The organism is Streptomyces sp. NPDC126503 (genome assembly GCF_040302405.1).
Taxonomy (GTDB): Bacteria; Actinomycetota; Actinomycetes; order Streptomycetales; family Streptomycetaceae; genus Streptomyces; species Streptomyces gulbargensis.
In genome coordinates, this window is the sequence record NZ_JBEORS010000022.1 from 61,745 (window position 1) to 77,783 (window position 16,039).

The 16,039-nt window shown below is 73.2% G+C and carries 15 protein-coding genes; 13 read left to right on the forward strand and 2 right to left on the reverse strand.

Going from position 1 to position 16,039, the window contains the following annotated elements:
• Window positions 1-79: 79 nt before the first annotated feature.
• From ABTY40_RS24785 to ABTY40_RS24800, 4 genes are all read left to right on the forward strand, one after another.
• Window positions 80-1,096: a sugar kinase gene (locus tag ABTY40_RS24785; RefSeq protein WP_502990671.1), complete on the forward strand. Its 1,017-nt coding sequence runs from the start codon at window positions 80-82 to the stop codon at window positions 1,094-1,096.
• On the forward strand, window positions 1,093-1,842 hold the full coding sequence (locus ABTY40_RS24790) for an IclR family transcriptional regulator (RefSeq protein ID WP_352061541.1): 750 nt from the start codon (window positions 1,093-1,095) through the stop codon (window positions 1,840-1,842). Before ABTY40_RS24785 ends, ABTY40_RS24790 begins: the two co-directional genes overlap by 4 nt.
• Window positions 1,839-2,249 carry a RidA family protein gene (locus ABTY40_RS24795; RefSeq protein ID WP_352061542.1) on the forward strand — a complete coding sequence of 137 codons (411 nt, stop codon included), beginning with the start codon at window positions 1,839-1,841 and terminating at the stop codon, window positions 2,247-2,249. Before ABTY40_RS24790 ends, ABTY40_RS24795 begins: the two co-directional genes overlap by 4 nt.
• A gap of 169 nt (window positions 2,250-2,418) precedes the next feature.
• Window positions 2,419-3,864 (forward strand): GntP family permease, encoded by a 1,446-nt coding sequence (locus tag ABTY40_RS24800; protein ID WP_352061543.1) that lies wholly within the window; start codon window positions 2,419-2,421, stop codon window positions 3,862-3,864.
• A 115-nt stretch (window positions 3,865-3,979) separates the two neighbouring features.
• On the opposite strand, the gene ABTY40_RS24805 is transcribed toward ABTY40_RS24800, so the two are convergent.
• On the reverse strand, window positions 3,980-5,359 hold the full coding sequence (locus ABTY40_RS24805; protein ID WP_352061544.1) for a M14 family metallopeptidase: 1,380 nt from the start codon (window positions 5,357-5,359) through the stop codon (window positions 3,980-3,982).
• 223 nt (window positions 5,360-5,582) lie between these two features.
• Here ABTY40_RS24805 and ABTY40_RS24810 point away from each other — a divergent pair, with 223 nt between their 5' ends.
• Both ABTY40_RS24810 and ABTY40_RS24815 read left to right on the forward strand, forming a co-directional pair.
• On the forward strand, window positions 5,583-6,878 hold the full coding sequence (locus ABTY40_RS24810) for an Nramp family divalent metal transporter (RefSeq protein WP_352061545.1): 1,296 nt from the start codon (window positions 5,583-5,585) through the stop codon (window positions 6,876-6,878).
• A 164-nt stretch (window positions 6,879-7,042) separates the two neighbouring features.
• Window positions 7,043-7,354, forward strand: a complete 312-nt coding sequence (locus tag ABTY40_RS24815; RefSeq protein ID WP_352061546.1) for a hypothetical protein — start codon at window positions 7,043-7,045, stop codon at window positions 7,352-7,354.
• 10 nt (window positions 7,355-7,364) lie between these two features.
• Here ABTY40_RS24815 and ABTY40_RS24820 read toward each other — a convergent pair whose 3' ends face one another.
• Window positions 7,365-9,080 (reverse strand): chitinase, encoded by a 1,716-nt coding sequence (locus ABTY40_RS24820; protein ID WP_352061547.1) that lies wholly within the window; start codon window positions 9,078-9,080, stop codon window positions 7,365-7,367.
• 390 nt (window positions 9,081-9,470) lie between these two features.
• On the opposite strand from ABTY40_RS24820, the gene ABTY40_RS24825 reads away from it, so the two are divergent.
• The 7 genes from ABTY40_RS24825 to ABTY40_RS24855 all read left to right on the forward strand — a co-directional run bounded on the left by ABTY40_RS24825 (window position 9,471) and on the right by ABTY40_RS24855 (window position 16,027).
• A complete protein-coding gene (locus ABTY40_RS24825) occupies window positions 9,471-10,490 on the forward strand; it encodes a hypothetical protein (protein ID WP_352061548.1) in 1,020 nt (339 codons plus the stop codon).
• 127 nt (window positions 10,491-10,617) lie between these two features.
• Window positions 10,618-11,328, forward strand: coding sequence for a Flp pilus assembly protein CpaB (cpaB, locus tag ABTY40_RS24830; protein ID WP_352061549.1), 711 nt, complete (start codon window positions 10,618-10,620; stop codon window positions 11,326-11,328).
• A gap of 7 nt (window positions 11,329-11,335) precedes the next feature.
• The gene (locus ABTY40_RS24835) at window positions 11,336-12,607 is read left to right on the forward strand and encodes a CpaE/TadZ family protein (protein ID WP_352061550.1); all 1,272 of its coding nucleotides are present in this window, start codon (window positions 11,336-11,338) and stop codon (window positions 12,605-12,607) included.
• Between the two features lie 9 nt (window positions 12,608-12,616).
• Window positions 12,617-12,976 carry a TadE/TadG family type IV pilus assembly protein gene (locus ABTY40_RS24840; protein ID WP_352061574.1) on the forward strand — a complete coding sequence of 120 codons (360 nt, stop codon included), beginning with the start codon at window positions 12,617-12,619 and terminating at the stop codon, window positions 12,974-12,976.
• Between the two features lie 302 nt (window positions 12,977-13,278).
• Window positions 13,279-13,719 (forward strand): TadE/TadG family type IV pilus assembly protein, encoded by a 441-nt coding sequence (locus ABTY40_RS24845; RefSeq protein ID WP_352061551.1) that lies wholly within the window; start codon window positions 13,279-13,281, stop codon window positions 13,717-13,719.
• Entirely contained in the window at window positions 13,716-15,059 is a 1,344-nt protein-coding gene (locus ABTY40_RS24850; protein ID WP_352061552.1) for a TadA family conjugal transfer-associated ATPase, read from the forward strand. Before ABTY40_RS24845 ends, ABTY40_RS24850 begins: the two co-directional genes overlap by 4 nt.
• The gene (locus tag ABTY40_RS24855) at window positions 15,056-16,027 is read left to right on the forward strand and encodes a type II secretion system F family protein (protein WP_352061553.1); all 972 of its coding nucleotides are present in this window, start codon (window positions 15,056-15,058) and stop codon (window positions 16,025-16,027) included. Before ABTY40_RS24850 ends, ABTY40_RS24855 begins: the two co-directional genes overlap by 4 nt.
• The last annotated feature ends 12 nt before the right edge of the window (window positions 16,028-16,039 follow it).

Genomic DNA, 16,039 nt, shown 5'->3' on the forward strand with positions numbered 1-16,039 from the left:
AGTGACCGCAAACCCGCCCGTGGACGAGACCGTCGAGCCCGAACTCCCCGGCGCCGACGTCGTCTGCCTCGGCGAGTCCATGGTCACCTTCCTGCCCGGCCGCCCGGGCCGCCTCGCCGACGTCCCCTCCTTCACCCGTGCCATCGGCGGGGCCGAGTCCAACGTCGCCTGCGCCCTCGCCGCGGCCGGCCACCGGGCCGCATGGGTCGGGCGGGTCGGGCGGGACGGCTTCGGCGACCACCTCGTGGAGACCCTCGCCGCCCACGGCGTCGACGTCGCCGCCGTCCGGCGCGACCCCCACCGGCCGACCGGCGTCTACTTCCGCACGGCCGGAGACCGGGCCGAGGAGGGGCACGAGGTCGTCTACTACCGGGCCGGATCGGCCGCCTCCGCGATGTCGCCCGCGAACGTGCCGTACCGCTTCACCGACCGGGGGCGCGTCCTGCACCTCTCCGGCATCACCGCCGCCCTCTCCGCGGACTGCCTCGCCCTCGTGCGGGCGCTCACCGCGCCGCGCGCAGGGCGGCCGTTCGTCTCCTTCGACGTCAACCACCGCCCCGGGCTCTGGCGGGACGGCTCGGCCCCCGCCGTCCTCCTCGACCTCGCCCGGGGCGCCGACCTCGTGCTCGTCGGCGCCGACGAGGCCGAGACCCTCTGGGGCCTCGGCGACCCCGCCGCCCTCCGCGCGGCCCTCCCCGAACCGTCCGTCCTGGTCGTCAAGCGCGGAGCGCGGGACGCGGTGGCGTACGCGCGGGAGGAGCACCCCGGCTCCCGGCCGCCCGCCGTCCGCGACCCGCGCCCCGACACCGTCGTCACCGTCCCGGCGCCCCGCGTCGACGTGGTCGCGCACGTCGGGGCCGGTGACGCCTTCGCCGCCGGGTTCCTCTCCGCCGGCCTGCGGGGGCTCGGACTCACCGCCCGGCTGCGGCACGGGCACCTCATGGCCGCCGCCGCCCTCACCGTGCCCGGCGACCTCGCCGTGCCTCCCCGCCGCGCCCGCGCCGACCGGCTCGCCGCACTCGACGAGACCGCCTGGGGGACACTTCACCTCGGCCCCGGCTGGACGGGGGAGGACCAGGAGGTACGTACGCCATGAGCCAGACCGTCGACCGCGCGCTCAGCATCCTGCCGCTGCTCGCGCAGGGCCCCGCCGACCTCGGGCAGGTCGCCGAGCGCCTCGGCGTCCACAAGTCCACCGCCCTCCGGCTCCTGCGGACCCTCCACGAGCACGGCCTCGTCTACCGCCAGCAGGACCAGCGTTACCGCCTCGGCGCCCGTCTCTTCGCCCTCGCCCAGGAAGCCGTCGAGAACCTCGACATCCGCGAGATCGCCCACCCCCACCTCGTCGCCCTCAACGAGGAGATCGGCCACACCGTCCACCTCGCCGTGTACGAGGAGGGCGAGGTCCTCTACATCGACAAGGTCGAGAGCCGCTACCCGGTCCGGATGTACTCGCGCATCGGCAAGCCCGTCGCGATCACGGTCGCCGCCGTCGCCAAGCTGCTCCTCGCCGACCTGCCCGAGCCGGAGCGGCGCGCCCTCGCCGCGAAGCTCGACTACCCCCCGTACACGCCCCGTTCGACCCCGGACGCCACCGCCTTCCTCAAGGAGCTGGCGACCGTACGCGAACAGGGCTGGGCCACCGACCTCGGTGGCCACGAGGAGTCCATCAACTGTGTCGGCGCCCCCGTGCGGGGCGCGGACGGCCGGGTCGTGGCCGCCATGTCGGTCTCGGCGCCCAACGTGGTCGTCACGGCCGAGGAACTCCTCACCCTGCTCCCGCTGGTGCGCCGCACCGCCGACGCCATCAGCCGCGACTACTCAGGCAAGGACCGCACATGACCGAAAAGACCGCCCTCACCCCGGCCACCCACACCGCCCCGCCCGCGAAGTTCTCCCACGGCGTCCGCAAGGGCAACATCCTCCAGGTCGCCGGCCAGGTCGGCTTCCTCCCCGCCGTGGAGGGACAGCCGCCGACGCCGGCCGGCCCCACCCTGCGAGAGCAGACCCTCCAGACCTTCGCCAACGTCAAGGCGATCCTGGAGGAGGGCGGCGCGACCTGGGACGACGTGATGATGATGCGCGTCTACCTCACGGACGTGGACCACTTCGCCGAGATGAACGAGATCTACAACCAGTACTTCGAGGAGCAGGGCCTCAAGGAGCCCGCCGCCGCCCGCACCACCGTGTACGTGGGCCTCCCCAAGGGCCTCCTCATCGAGATCGACGCGCTCGCGGTCCTGAGCTGACCCACGGCCAGGAACCCCGCCCGCCCCCGGACCCGTCCCCCCGCCACGACCGGGCCGAGACCGAGCCGAGACCGACCTGAACTCCCCGCACCCGCCGCTCCACGGCACGGCGTCCGCCCCCCGGACGCCGTGCCGCGCTCCCCCCTACCCCGAACGAGGTCCCCCTGCCATGCCTCCCACCGCCCCGCCGCCCCACACCGGCGGTCTGCTGCTCCTTCTCCCCGGCACCGCGGGCCTGCTGACCGTCGCCGCCCTCGGCATCGCGCTCCTGCTGTTCCTCATCATCAGGATCCGGCTCCAGCCGTTCGTCGCGCTGCTCGCCGTCTCCGTCACCGTCGGCCTCGCCGCCGGGCTCTCCGTCACCGAACTCTTCGGCACCGTCCAGAAGTCGGCCGTCGGCTCCGTCGTCGAGAGCGGCATGGGCGGCATCCTCGGCCACGTCGCCATCATCATCGGCCTCGGCACCATGCTCGGCGCGATACTCGAGGTCTCCGGCGGCGCCGAGGTGCTCTCCTCCCGGCTCCTCGGACTCTTCGGCGAGCGGCGCGCCCCGCTCGCCATGGGCCTCACCGGCCTCCTCTTCGGCATCCCCGTCTTCTTCGACGTCGGCATCTTCGTCCTCGCGCCGCTCGTGTACGCGGCCGCCAAGCGGTCCGGGAAGTCGGTCCTCCTGTACGCCATGCCGCTGCTGGCCGGCCTGTCGATGACCCACGCGTTCCTGCCGCCGCACCCCGGCCCGGTCGCCGCCGCCGGCCTGCTGCACGTCTCCCTCGGCTGGGTCGTCCTCATGGGCGTCCTGGTCGGCGTGCCCGCCGTCCTCGCCGCCTGGGGGTACGCCGCCTGGATCGGCAGGCGCGTCTTCGTGGAGGTCCCGCAGGACATGCTGGAGGCCGCCGAGGACGCCCGGGCGAAGGCGGCGGCCGAACGCCGTGGCACCGGCGAGGCCCCCGTCGGACTCTCCACGGTCCTCCTCGTCATCGGCACGCCGCTCGTCCTGATCCTCGCCGCGACCTTCTCCTCCGTCGCCCTCGCCCCGTCCACGCTCCGCTCGGTGGTCGAGTTCTTCGGCAACCCGTTCGTGGCGCTGACGATCGCGCTGGTCCTGGCGTACTGGCTGCTCGGTGTCCGGCGCGGCTGGTCGCGCGCCTCCCTGGAGCAGGTGTCCACCTCGTCCCTGAAGCCGGTCGGCAACATCCTGCTCGTCGTCGGCGCGGGCGGTGTCTTCGGCGCCGTCCTCAAGGCCAGCGGGGTCGCCCAGGCGCTCTCCGACACCTTCCGGGACGTCGGCCTGCCGGTGATCGTGCTCGCCTACCTGATCTCCCTGGTGCTGCGCGTCGCCCAGGGCTCGGCCACGGTCGCCATCGTCACCACGGCCGGCATCGTCCTGCCGCTGGTCGAGGGCGGCGGGCACTCGCAGGCCTTCCTGGCCCTCGTCATCATGGCGATCTCGGCCGGTTCCATCTTCGCCTCGCACGTCAACGACGGCGGCTTCTGGATCGTCTCGAAGTACTTCGGCATCTCGGAGCGGGACACCCTCAAGTCCTGGACGGTCCTGGAGTCGGTGCTGTCCCTGGCGGGTTTCGCGGTGGCGGCCCTGCTCAGCCTGCTGGTCTGACCCCGCCGCCCCTGCCGGCCGCCCGGTCCGAACCGTACGGAGGCGCCCCGGGCCGCAACCGCACGAAGGCGCCCCGGCCCGGAGGCCGGGGCGCCCGCGCGCCGTACCGTGGCGATCAGCTCGTGCAGTACTGCGCCTGCTTGCCGATCGAGCGGTACATGCAGTCCGCGTTCTCCAGGAGCTGGAGCACCGCGTCACGGTTGCGGGAGGTCTCGCGCTCGATCACCTCGTCGGGCGGGTAGAAGCCGCCCTCCCAGGACGAGGCCGGGTACATCTCGAAGGTGTAGCCGAAGATCTTGTGGGCGCCCCACAGGTAGTCGTCGATCGAACCGTCCGTCACGTACAGGTCGCTGGACTGCTCGGCCGTGTAGCCGTTGCTCGCCGCCATCTTGCCGCCGACGGCGGCGAAGGCGTTCCGGTCGTCCTGCGTCATGCCGGGGGCCGTGTCCGCCGTCGTGTACCCGAACGGCCACAGCACCAGCTCGCTGTACGTGTGGAAGTCGATGCCCGCCCTGATCTGCTGCTTGCCGCCGATCACCCGGGAGCGCACGAAGTCCGCGACGACCTTCACCTCGGGGGCCGACTCGGGGGCCGCGCCCCGGTAGGTCTCCGAGCTCTTGGAGCCGGAGGAGCCGCCGCAGCAGCCCCACTTGTAGTCCCAGTTCCGGTTCATGTCCGTACCGACGTACGTGGAGCCGGAGTTCGGCTGGCGGTTCTTGCGCCAGCTGCGGTACGAGCCGGAGGCGATGTCGTACTCGCCGCCGTCCGGGTTCAGGTCCGGCACGATCCAGATCTCGCGGCCGTTGACGGCGTTGGTGATCCTGCTGTCCGTGCCGTACCCGGCACCGAGCTCGCGCAGCAGGTAGAGCGCCATCTCGACGGTGAGGTGCTCGCGGGCGTGCTGGTGGTGGGTGAAGAGGACCTCGGGCTCGTTCTCGTCGGTGGCCACGTTGTCGCTGATCTTGATGGCGACGATGTCGCGGCCCTGGTACGACTTGCCGATGACCCGCTTGCTCATGATGGACGGGTGGGCGGCCAGCCGCTGGTCGATCTCGGCGTTCATCTCCGCGTAGTTGTGGTACCTGGCGTCGGCGGAGGGGAAGTCGAGCGGCCCGGCGGCGCTGCGCGCGGCGGTGCCGCGCTGCGGGGGGCCGGGGAGGGCGACGGGCTCGTGGCCCAGGGCCCGCAGCTTGCGGAGCTGTTCGGCGTTGGCGCTGACGACGACCGAGTGGTCGTCGGCCTCGTCGATGGAGACACCGGAGGCGGCGAGCGCGGTGCGCTCGGCGGAGGTGGACGGGCCGTGGATCTCGTACTGCCGGATCACCTCCTCGACGGCGGGGGAGGCGGCGGTCGGGGCCGGGCCCGCGCCGGCCGGGGACGAGAGGGCGGAGAGGGGCGCCGCCAGGGCGAGCGCCACGAGGGCCGCGAGGGTGGCGGTCCTTCTGCCGTGCGGGCGGGTGCGTGTGCCGGTGCGGGGACGCGAGCGCGAGCGCATGTCGACTCCTGCCGTGGGGGGTGCGGGGTGGGTGACCCCGTGCCTGCATCGTCCAGCCATGGCATGAGCGCGTCAATAACCCGTTCCGGTCACGCCCTGGCGCCCCGGTGGGCCCCCGGCCGATCGCGCCGCGCCGCACCGGACCCCTTGCCCGATCACCCCACGCCACGCTTGGGTGACCTGACGTCACATGTGTCACAGGACGAGCGAAGGGCGGGCAACCATGACGGACACCGCACGGCGGGAGGGGACCGAGGGCACGAGCGGCCCCCGTTTCCGCAAGACGAGCTGGCGGTACATCGGACCCGGCATCGTCGTGGCCGCGACCGGCGTCGGCGCCGGCGACCTCGTGGCCACGCTCATCGCCGGCAGCAAATTCGGCTACACACTCCTCTGGGCGGCCGTCGTCGGCTGCCTCGTGAAGATCTCCCTCGCGGAGGCCGCCGGCCGCTGGCACCTGGCCACCGGCCGCACCCTCTTCGACGGCTGGCGCAGCCTCGGCCCGTGGACCACCGTCTACTTCGCGGTGTACGTCGCCATCTGGGGCTTCGTGTACGGCGCCGCGGCCATGTCCTCCAGCGCCCTGCCCCTCCAGGCCCTCTTCCCGGGCGTCATGGACCTCAAGTGGTGGGCCGTCCTGTGCGGCGTGGGCGGCCTGGTCTTCGTCTGGTTCAACCGGTACGCCGTCTTCGAGAAGGTGATGACCCTCCTCGTCGGCGTCATGTTCGTCGTCACCGTCTACCTCGCCGTGCGGGTCACCCCGCACCTCGGCGAGGCGCTGGCCGGACTCGTTCCCGTCCTGCCGAGCGGCTCGCTGATCTACACGCTCGGCCTGATCGGCGGCGTCGGCGGCACCATCACGCTGGCCGCGTACGGCTACTGGGTCAACGCCAAGGGCTGGACGGACACCTCCTGGATGAAGGTGATGCGCCTGGACAACCGCGTCGCCTACATCACCACCGGCGTCTTCGTCGTCGCCATGCTGTTCGTCGGCGCCGAACTGCTCCACTCCTCCGGAGTCGCGCTCGCCAAGGGCGACAAGGGACTCCTCGACCTCGGCAAGGTCCTGGAGGACAGGTACGGCACCGTCACCTCCAAGCTGTTCCTCATCGGCTTCTTCGCCACCTCCATCACCTCCCTCATCGGCGTGTGGCACGGCGTGAGCCTGATGTTCGCCGACTTCGTGTCCCGCTTCCGCGAGGGCGGCGCGGCCACCGCCGAGAAGGTCGCCGCGGGCGTCCGCGAGAAGTCGCTGCCCTTCCGCGGCTACCTGCTGTGGCTGACGTTCCCGCCCATGAGCCTGCTGTTCCTGGACCAGCCCTTCGGCCTGGTGATCGTGTACGGCGTGATCGGGGCCTTCTTCATGCCGTTCCTGGCCCTCACCCTGGTCTGGCTCCTCAACTCCTCCCGCACGCCCCGCGAATGGCGCAACGGCTGGCTGAGCAACGGCGTCCTGGGCGCGGCCGGACTGCTGTTCCTGGTGCTGTGCGTGCAGCAGGTGCGGGAGCTGCCCTGGTGATCGCCGGGAGGGCCGGCTCGCCATACTGAGGACATACGACGCCCGCCGGGTTCGGCCCCCCGATACCGCCGCCCTCGCCGTACGGGGCGCCTCCCCAGGCTCCGTACGGGGCACCCCAGGTCCCGTACGGGAGTCCGGCGCCCGTTCCGTACGGGGTGCCCGCCGTGGTCCCGTACGGGGCGCCGGCGGCCGGTGGGCCGGAGTTCGTGGCGCACGACCGCAGGAACTCGGTGATCGTGGATCCGGCCGGCGTGTCCCTGGAGGTCAACGGCCACACCATGGACTTCCCGTGGGCGGGCGTCGCGGCCGTGCACGCCGCCCCCGCCCCGTACGGCCACGTCCTCATGGTGGCGGTCCGCCACCCCGGCGGGACGCTGTACGAGTGCCGGATCGACGCACGGCGCGGGGCCCGGCTCCACCAGTGGCTGGCGGAGCTGGGCCCCGTGCTCGGGCACTACCTGGCCCACCGGGCCTGAGGCGGCGCCGTTACGGCAGGGCGTGGACGTGCGGGCCCACCGCGTTCGACCAGGCGTTGCCGGCCGTGGCGTCCCAGTTCGTCGACCAGGTCATCGCGCCGCGCAGCGTCGGCCACGTCCGGTCCGGCTTGAAGGTGCCGCAGCCCGTGCCCCGGGTGAGGCAGTCGAGCGCGTTCTTGACGATCTGCGGCGAGACGTAGCCGCTGCCCGCGCCCCGGGTCGAGGCCGGCACGCCCAGGCCGACCTGCGAGGGGTCGAGGCCGCCCTGCAGCTGGATGCAGGCGAGCGCGGTGAGGAAGTCCACCGAGCCCTGGCTGTACACCTTGCCGTCGCAGCCCAGCATCGAACCGCTGTTGTAGTACTGCATGTTGACCACGGTCAGGATGTCCTTCACGGCGAGCGCCGTCTTGAAGTACTCCGTACCGGTGTTCTGCATGTCGATCGTCTGCGGTGCCATCGTCAGGACCATCGACGGGCCCGCCTTGGCGGAGAGCTGCCGCAGCGCCTTCACGAGGTACGTGGAGTTGATGCCGTGCTCCAGGTCGATGTCGACCCCGTTGAAGCCGTACTCCTGCATGAGCGCGTACGCGCTGTTCGCGAAGGCGGTCGCGGAGGCGTCACTGTTGATGGTGACGTTCCCCTTCTCGCCGCCGACCGAGATGATCACGGACTTGCCCGCCGCCTTCTTCGCGGCGATGTCGGCCTTGAAGTCGGCGACCGAGGCGTAGCCGACGGCCGGGTCGAGGTTGAAGACGATCTGCCCGGGCGTGGCGGTCGAGTCCGCGAAGGAGACGGCGATGATGTCGTACTGCGCCTGCACGTCCCGGAGCTTCTGCACGGTCGCGCCGTTGTCGAAGTTCTGCCAGTAGCCGGTCAGCGCGTGCTTCGGCACGGCAGGGCCGGGGCCGGGGTCGGTCGCCTTGCTCGTCCGGGCCGTCACGGCGGCCGACTTCGCCGACTCGCCCGCCGTGTTGGCCGCCGCCACCTGGAACTGGTACGCCGTGTCGGCGGCGAGCCCCGTCACCGTGGCCGACGTACCGCCGACCGTCGCCGCGAGGCTGCCGTCCCGGTAGACCTTGTAGCCGGTGGCCCCGGTCACCGGGCTCCAGCTCAGCGCGACCGAGCTGCTGGTCACGGTGCCGGCCGCGAGACCGGCCGGAGTGGCCGGGACGACCGGGTCCGGGTCCTGCCCGCCGCCGCCGTCGGGACCGACCACGCTCAGGTCGTCCACCAGGTAGGCGGCGGTGCCGTACCAGCCGTGGGTGAAGACGTCGACGGTGGTGGTGTTCGCGCCGGTGGTGAAGGTGGTCGTGAGCCGCTTCCAGGCCGGCGCGTCGGGCGTCCAGGTGGAGACCGAGCCGTTGCCGGTCCCGGTGCCGCTCGCGCCCAGGTAGGCGTACCCGCCCTGGACCCAGGCGCTCAGCGTGTACGTCGCGTTCGGCCGGACGGTCACCTTCTGCACGCACTTGGCGTGGTCGAGGCCGGACGGGGTGGCCTTCAGGGCGCCGGTCCCGCTGCGTACCGGTGAGGTGACGGCCGTACCGCTGCCGGCCGAACAGGTCCAGTTGGCCAGGCCGTTCTCGAAGCCGCCGTTCCGGGCCACGTCGATGTCGGCGGCCTGAGCGGTGCCGGCGCCGCCGGCCAGGACCAGTCCGGAACCGAGGGCGAGCGCGAGGGCGCCGCCGAGCCATCTGCGGCCGCGGGGGCGGGGGGTGGTGCGGTCCACGTGCGTCCTCCGGGATGAGTGGGGGAGAGGGAGGGTGCCGTACGCCGTCGTACGTCGTCGTGCGGGCCGTACGGGGGGATTCGGGTCCGTACGGGGTGCGTTCGGTGGCCACCGCCGCGCATCGCTGTCGCTGTCGCTGTCGCACCAAGCTGGTCCAGACCAATGCCGTTGTCAAGACCTCCGGCGCCGGGCACCGAAGAATGCGGGGGGAGTTGGCGGATTGTGTGTTCACCACCCCGGTCACCGTGGATAAGGTGCAGAGCAGCCGCGCACCGCCGTGACGCACCGAACGCGGTAAGTGATCAGAGCGGGATCCTGGGTAGGGAGTGATCCGGGCCGGGGGGCCACCGCCCCGGGACACCGGAGGCCGGAGGGGACGGGGAGCCTGACGTGCCGACAGCGATCGCGGTCACCAGCGCCGACCTGGTACTGCCACCCACCGACGGGCGGACCCCGCACGCCACCGTCCTGCCACCCCCCGGGACCCAGCCGCTCGACGCCTCCCTGGCCGACGCCCGCCACCTGCTCGACCACCACGGCCATGTGATCGTCGTCTGCCCCACCTCCGCGCCCCCCGCCGTCGCCCACCGCGTCCTCGCCGTCCGCGCCCTCCTGGAGAGCGACCGCATCGCCCTGGTCAGGACCGACCTGCCGCCCCTCGCCGCCGCCGTCCTCGTCCGCCAGCTCCGCCAGCTCGCCGGCTGCGACTTCAGCCCCGGCGTCCTCGCCTCCGCCGCCCGGCTGCTCGCTCATTACCTCTACGCCGGAGCCGTCCTCGGCTCCGTCTCCCGCCTCGACCGCGTCCCCGTCGGCCTCGGCTCCCACCTCACCGGCCTGCTCCCCGGGGCCCACTTCGCCGTCCTCGCCGGTCCCACCCCGCAGATGGTCCGCATCGGCTCCCACGAGACACCGCTCACCGGACCGGAGTTCCCCACCCAGCTGCTCCTCGCCCGTGGCCGGCTCCAGACCGACTGGCCGGCCACCACCCTCGTCCCCGGCTGGCGCATCCAGGGGCCCGTGCAGGAGACGGCGCTGCCCGCCGCCTCCCCCGGCTGGTGGGGGACCGGCAAACTCGTCGAGTTCGTCGCCCACCTGCCCGACCTGCCGGTCCTCTACCGGCTCGTCGCCTCCGTACGCCGCGAGACCTGCCACTGGTGCGGTCTGGAACTCATCGGTGACCGCTGCGGATTCTGCGCCGCGCCGCTGCCGGCGCCGTCCGCGCCCGGTCACCATCGCACGCCGGCCACCCCAGCGTCCGTCCCCCGACAGGCCGGAGCCGTACCGCCCGGGCACGCCGGAGCCGTACCGCCGGGGAACCGGACGGGAGCCGTACCCGGCGGTCCGGCCGGAGCCGTACCGCCGGGAGCGTCACCGCCGGCCCTCGGGCCCGGGACCTCGGCCCTCCCGTGACCGGCACCGTCCCCCGGCCCGGCACCGGCCCCGGCGCCGCTCCCCGACCGGCCCCCGGCCCGGTGCCGGTGAGGCGGAGCCGGCCCCCCGTCCCCCGTCCCACGGATCCGAACGAGGTAGTACGGCCATGAACTCCCGCCAGCGCCGCGGCGTCATCCTGCTGCTGCTGTCCGTCCTGTGCGCGCTCGGCGCCTTCGCCGGCGTCCTCGCCGTCATCAGCGACGTGAACGCGAAGGTCGGCCCGGAGGTCACCGCCTACCGCGTCGCGCGCGCCGACGTGGAGCCGTACACCCCCCTCAAGGCCTCGCAGTTCGAGAAGATCACCATGCCCGAGCGGTGGCTGTCCGCCACCGCCGTCACCGACCTGCGGCAGATCGAGGGCAAGATCGCCGTCACCACCCTCCGGTCCGGTTCGCTGCTCCAGACCGACATGATCGTCGAGCGCCCCGAACTCCGCCCCGGCGAGCAGGAGATCGCCATCATGATCGACGCCGGCACCGGAGTCGCCGGCAAGATCACCGCCGGCGCCCGCGTCAACATCTACGCCACCTTCGACGGCGTGAAGAAGGGCGAGGCGCCCCAGTCCCGCCTCATCGTCGCCGCCGCCCGCGTCATCGGCGTCGGGAAGATCACCCCGATCGACAGCCGCACCGACCGCACCGACCGGGCCACCTCCGCCGTCCCCATCACCTTCGCCCTCACCACCGCCGACGCCCAGCGCGTCGCGTACGCCGAGTCCTTCGCCGAACACGTACGCCTCGCCCTCGTCGCCCCCTCCTCGGCCGGCGCCCCCGCCGCACCCGGCGACCGCACCTACACGCTCGACAAGGACAAGTGAGGCCGGTATGACCACCAGGATCCTGCCGGCCGTCGGCGACCCCGACGCGGCCCGGTCCGTCACCACCCTCGCCGGCCAGCTCCCCGACGCCGAACCGGCCCCGCCCGTCCCCGACTCCACCCAGCTCCTCGACACCCTCGCCCGGCTCGCCGCCGACTCCCTCGACGCGCTGCCCGAGGTCGTCCTCGTCCACGAGCGCATCGGCCCCGTCCCCGCCCTCGAACTCGTCCGCGAGGTCGCCCTCCGCTTCCCGGCCGTCGGCGTCGTCCTCATCACCGCCGACGCCGGCCCCGCCCTCCTCTCCGCCGCCATGGACGCCGGCGCCCGCGGCCTCGCCACCCTCCCGCTCGGCTACGAGGAACTGGCCAGCCGCGTCCAGGCCGCCGCCCAGTGGTCCGCCGGCGTCCGCCGCCACCTCGGCGGCGGCGCCGAGACCGTCACCGGGCCCGGCGGCACCGTCGTCACCGTCAGCGGCGCGAAGGGCGGCGTCGGCACCACCGTCACCGCCGTCCACCTCGCCCTCGCCGCCCGCGCCGCCGGACGGACCGTCGCCCTGGTCGACATGGACCTCCAGAGCGGGGACGTCGCCTCCTACCTCGACGTCCAGTTCCGGCGCTCCGTCGCCGACCTCGCCGCCATCGCCGACATCTCGCCCCGGGTCCTCCAGGACGCCGTCTACGTCCACGAGACCGGGCTCTCCCTGCTCCTCGCCCCCGCCGAGGGCGAACGCGGCGAGGAGGTCACCGACCGCGCCGCCCGCCAGGTCGTCAGCGCCCTCCGCGGCCGCCACGAGGTCGTCGTCGTGGACTGCGGCTCCCAGCTCACCGGCGCGGGCGCCGCAACCGTCGAGATGGCCGACACGGCCCTGCTCGTCACCACACCCGACGTGATCGCCGTGCGCTCCGCCAAGCGGACGGTACGGATGTGGGAACGGCTCCAGGTCCGCAAGGCCGAGGAGACCGTCACCCTGGTCAACCGCCACCACCGCTCCGCCGAGATCCAGGCACCCCTGGTCCAGAAGATCACCGGCACCCGGACGGCGGCCGTCACCGTTCCCGCCCAGTTCAAGGACCTGCAGGCCGTCGTGGACGCGGGCCGCCTCCACGAACTCGACGCCAGATCCACCGTCAAGCAGGCCCTGTGGACCCTCGCCGGTGAACTGGGCCTGACCGGCGCCCCGGCGTCCGCCGCCCCGGCACCCGGCGCCCCCGGCCGCCAGCTCGCCCGCGCGGGCGACCGCGGCTCCCTGGGCCTGCGGCGCCGCACCGGAGGACGCTGAACCGTGACCGTGACCGCGATCCGGGACGACGACAGGGGGCAGGTGGCGATCGAGTTCCTCGGCATGGTGCCGCTGATCCTGCTCACCCTCGCCCTGCTCTGGCAGATCGTCCTCGTCGGCTACACGTACACCCTGGCGGGGAACGCGGCGGACGAGGCGGCCCGCGCCTGTGCCGTCGGCGAGGACGGCTTCGCCGCGGCCCGACGGCACATCGACGGCGCCTGGAGCATCTCGGGCGGCCGCTGCGAGCCGGCCGGCGCCATGGTCCACGTGCGCGTCGAACTCCAGGCCCCCGTCCTCGTCCCCGGCACGGGCGGACTCATCCCGGTGGTCGGCGAGGCGGGCGCGGTCGCGGAGGTACCGCAGTGAGTGCGCGGCTCACGGCCCGGCCGGACACGACCCCCCGGGTGCGGGCGGACCGCCCCGCCGCATCCCGGACCCCGCGCCGCCGCGCCCCGGGCGCCCTGCTCCGGGTACGGCGAGTCCCGGGCGCCCTGCTCGTGGCGCGGCGAGTCCCGGGCGCCCTGCTCGTGGCGCGGCGAGTCCCGGGCGCCCTGCTCCGGGTACGGCGAGTCCAGGGTGCCCTGCTCCGGGTACGGCGAGTCCAGGGTGCCCTGCTCCGGGTACGGCGAGTCCCGGCCCTCGGGGGTCGTGGTTCTTCCCGGGCGCGGGTGCGCAGGGCCCCTGGCTCCCCGTGGAACCGTCCGCTCCCGGGTCCAGGCCCCCGCCCCCGCGGCCCCCGGCGGGGCGACCGCGGCCAAGCCGCCCTCGAGTACCTCGGCTTCCTCCCGCTGCTCCTCCTCGTCGGGCTCGCCGGCTTCCAGCTCGGCATCGCCGCGTACGCCGCCCAGCAGGCGGGCACCGCCGCCCGCGCCGCGGCGAGAGCCGCGAGCATGACCGACGACGAGAACGCGCCCGACCCCGTGACGGCCGGCCGGGCGGCCGTCAGCGGATGGGTCGACCCGAGCATCGACCCGGTGCCCGGAGACGGCGAGGTCACCGTCACCGCCACCGTGCGCATCCCCTCCGTCGTCCCCTTCTGGGGCGGTTTCGGCGACGTGACGAAGACCGCCACCATGCCCCTGCCCGCCACCCCCGAGGAGCGGCCATGAGCCTGCGCGCCCGGATCAACGCCCCCGAGGAGAAAGGCACCGGCGGCGGACGCGAGGACGGCCACCTCGTGGCCGCCTTCCGCGCCAAGCTCCTGGAGGAGATCGACCTCACCGAGATGTCCGCGCTCGCCGCCGCCGAGCGCCGGGCCCGCCTCGAACGCGTCCTCGGCCACATCATCAGCCGCGAGGGCCCGGTCCTCTCCACCGCCGAACGTGCCCAGCTCATCCGCCGGGTCGTGGACGAGGCCCTCGGCCTCGGCGTCCTCGAACCGCTCCTCGAAGACGCCTCCATCACCGAGATCATGGTCAACGGCCCCGACCAGATCTTCATCGAACGCGCCGGCCGCGTCGAACTCCTGCCGCTCCGCTTCGCCTCCCACGACCAGCTCATGCAGACCATCGAGCGGATCGTCTCCACCGTGAACCGCCGCGTGGACGAGTCCAACCCGATGGTCGACGCCCGCCTCCCCTCCGGCGAACGCGTCAACGTGATCATCCCGCCGCTCTCCCTCACCGGCGCGACCCTCACCATCCGCCGCTTCCCCCGCGCGTACACCCTCCACGAGATGATCGGCCTCGGCTCACTGGACGAGCAGATGCTGTTCCTGCTCTCCGGGCTCGTCCAGGCCCGGTTCAACGTGATCGTGTCCGGCGCCACCGGTACCGGGAAGACCACCCTCCTCAACGCCCTCTCCGGCCTCGTCCCCGAGGGCGAACGGATCATCACCATCGAGGACTCCGCCGAACTCCAGCTCCAGCAGTCCCACGTCATCCGCCTGGAGGCCCGCCCGCCGAACATCGAGGGCCGCGGCCAGATCACCATCCGCGACCTCGTCCGCAACTCCCTGCGCATGCGCCCCGACCGCATCATCGTCGGAGAGGTCCGCGGCGGTGAGACCCTCGACATGCTCCAGGCCATGTCCACCGGCCACGACGGCTCCCTCGCCACCGTCCACGCCAACTCCGCCGAGGACGCCCTCATGCGGCTCCAGACCCTCGCCTCCATGTCGGAGGTGAAGGTGCCCTTCGAGGCGCTGCGCGACCAGATCAACAGCGCCGTCGACGTCCTCGTCCAGCTCACCCGGCACCCCGACGGCACCCGCAGGATCACCGAGATCGCCGTCCTCGCCTCCCAGGGCCGCGAACGGTTCCTCCTCGCCACCGTCTGCCGCTTCCACGCCCAGCCGCTCGCCGCCGACGGCCGCGTGTACGGGCAGTACGCGTACCACCCGCTGCCCCGGCGCGTCGCCGAACGCCTCTACCTGGCCGGACAACCGATCCCCCAGGCCTTCGGCGTGGCCGCCACCGACGCCCACCTCGCCACCCGGGAGGCGGAATGACGAAGGACCCCTCGTGGTCGTCCCTGTGGACGGACCCCTTCTGGCTCACCCTCGGGGCGGTGCTGCTCGCCTGCGTGCTCGGCATCGTCGGAGTCCAGCTGTACGCCGACGGGGCCCGGCGCCACGCGGCCCTGGTCGCGCGGCTCGACGACACGGCCGCACCCGGGACGGCCGGCCGCCGCAGACGCCGCTTCCGTACCCTCGACAGGCGGATCCGGTCCACCGCCCCCGGCCGGAAACTGGAACTGCGGATCGCGGCCACCGGGCTCGACATCACCCCCGGCGAGTTCACCGCCGCCCTCACGGTCACCGTCGCCGTCCTCTGGATCGCCGGTCAGGCCGCGCTCTCCCCGTTCTTCGGCCCGATCTGCGGGCTCCTCGGCATCTGGGTCGCGCTCGGCTACCTCAACTGGCAGCGCCAGAAACGCATCGAGAAGTTCATCAACCAGCTCCCCGAACTCTCCCGCATCCTCGCCAACGCCACTCAGGCCGGACTCGCCCTGCGCATGGCGCTCAGCCTCGCCGCCGACGAACTCGAGGCCCCGGCCGGCGACGAACTGGAGAAGGTCGCCCAGCAGCTCGCCGTCGGCACCTCCCTCGACGACGCCCTCGGCGAACTCGCCGAACGGCTCCCGTCCCGCGAACTCGTCGTCCTCGTCACCACCCTCGTCCTCGCCAACCGCGCCGGTGGCACCGTCGTCTCCTCCCTCCGCAACCTCACCAAGACCCTGGAGGAACGCAAGGAGACCCGGCGCGAGGTCCGCACCCAGCTGTCCCAGGTGAGCATGACCGCCTACGCCGTCCCCGTCATCGGCATCGGCTCCCTCCTCCTCATCGACAACATGCAGCCCGGCGCCCTCGACCGCATGACCGACTCCGCCGCCGGACAGCTCGCGGTCGTCGCCGCCTGCGTCCTGTACGTGGTCGGCTTCGCCGCCATCCGCCGCTTCTCGAAGATCGACGTCTAGGGCCGGGTGACC

Coding starts and splice junctions, on each gene's coding strand:
- ABTY40_RS24810 (WP_352061545.1), top strand. CDS start 5,583: ATGACGGACACCGCACGGCGGGAGGGGACCGAGGGCACGAGCGGCCCC.
- ABTY40_RS24805 (WP_352061544.1), bottom strand. CDS start 5,359: ATGCGCTCGCGCTCGCGTCCCCGCACCGGCACACGCACCCGCCCGCAC.
- cpaB (WP_352061549.1), top strand. CDS start 10,618: ATGAACTCCCGCCAGCGCCGCGGCGTCATCCTGCTGCTGCTGTCCGTC.
- ABTY40_RS24835 (WP_352061550.1), top strand. CDS start 11,336: ATGACCACCAGGATCCTGCCGGCCGTCGGCGACCCCGACGCGGCCCGG.
- ABTY40_RS24850 (WP_352061552.1), top strand. CDS start 13,716: ATGAGCCTGCGCGCCCGGATCAACGCCCCCGAGGAGAAAGGCACCGGC.
- ABTY40_RS24790 (WP_352061541.1), top strand. CDS start 1,093: ATGAGCCAGACCGTCGACCGCGCGCTCAGCATCCTGCCGCTGCTCGCG.
- ABTY40_RS24795 (WP_352061542.1), top strand. CDS start 1,839: ATGACCGAAAAGACCGCCCTCACCCCGGCCACCCACACCGCCCCGCCC.
- ABTY40_RS24785 (WP_502990671.1), top strand. CDS start 80: ATGGTCACCTTCCTGCCCGGCCGCCCGGGCCGCCTCGCCGACGTCCCC.
- ABTY40_RS24855 (WP_352061553.1), top strand. CDS start 15,056: ATGACGAAGGACCCCTCGTGGTCGTCCCTGTGGACGGACCCCTTCTGG.
- ABTY40_RS24800 (WP_352061543.1), top strand. CDS start 2,419: ATGCCTCCCACCGCCCCGCCGCCCCACACCGGCGGTCTGCTGCTCCTT.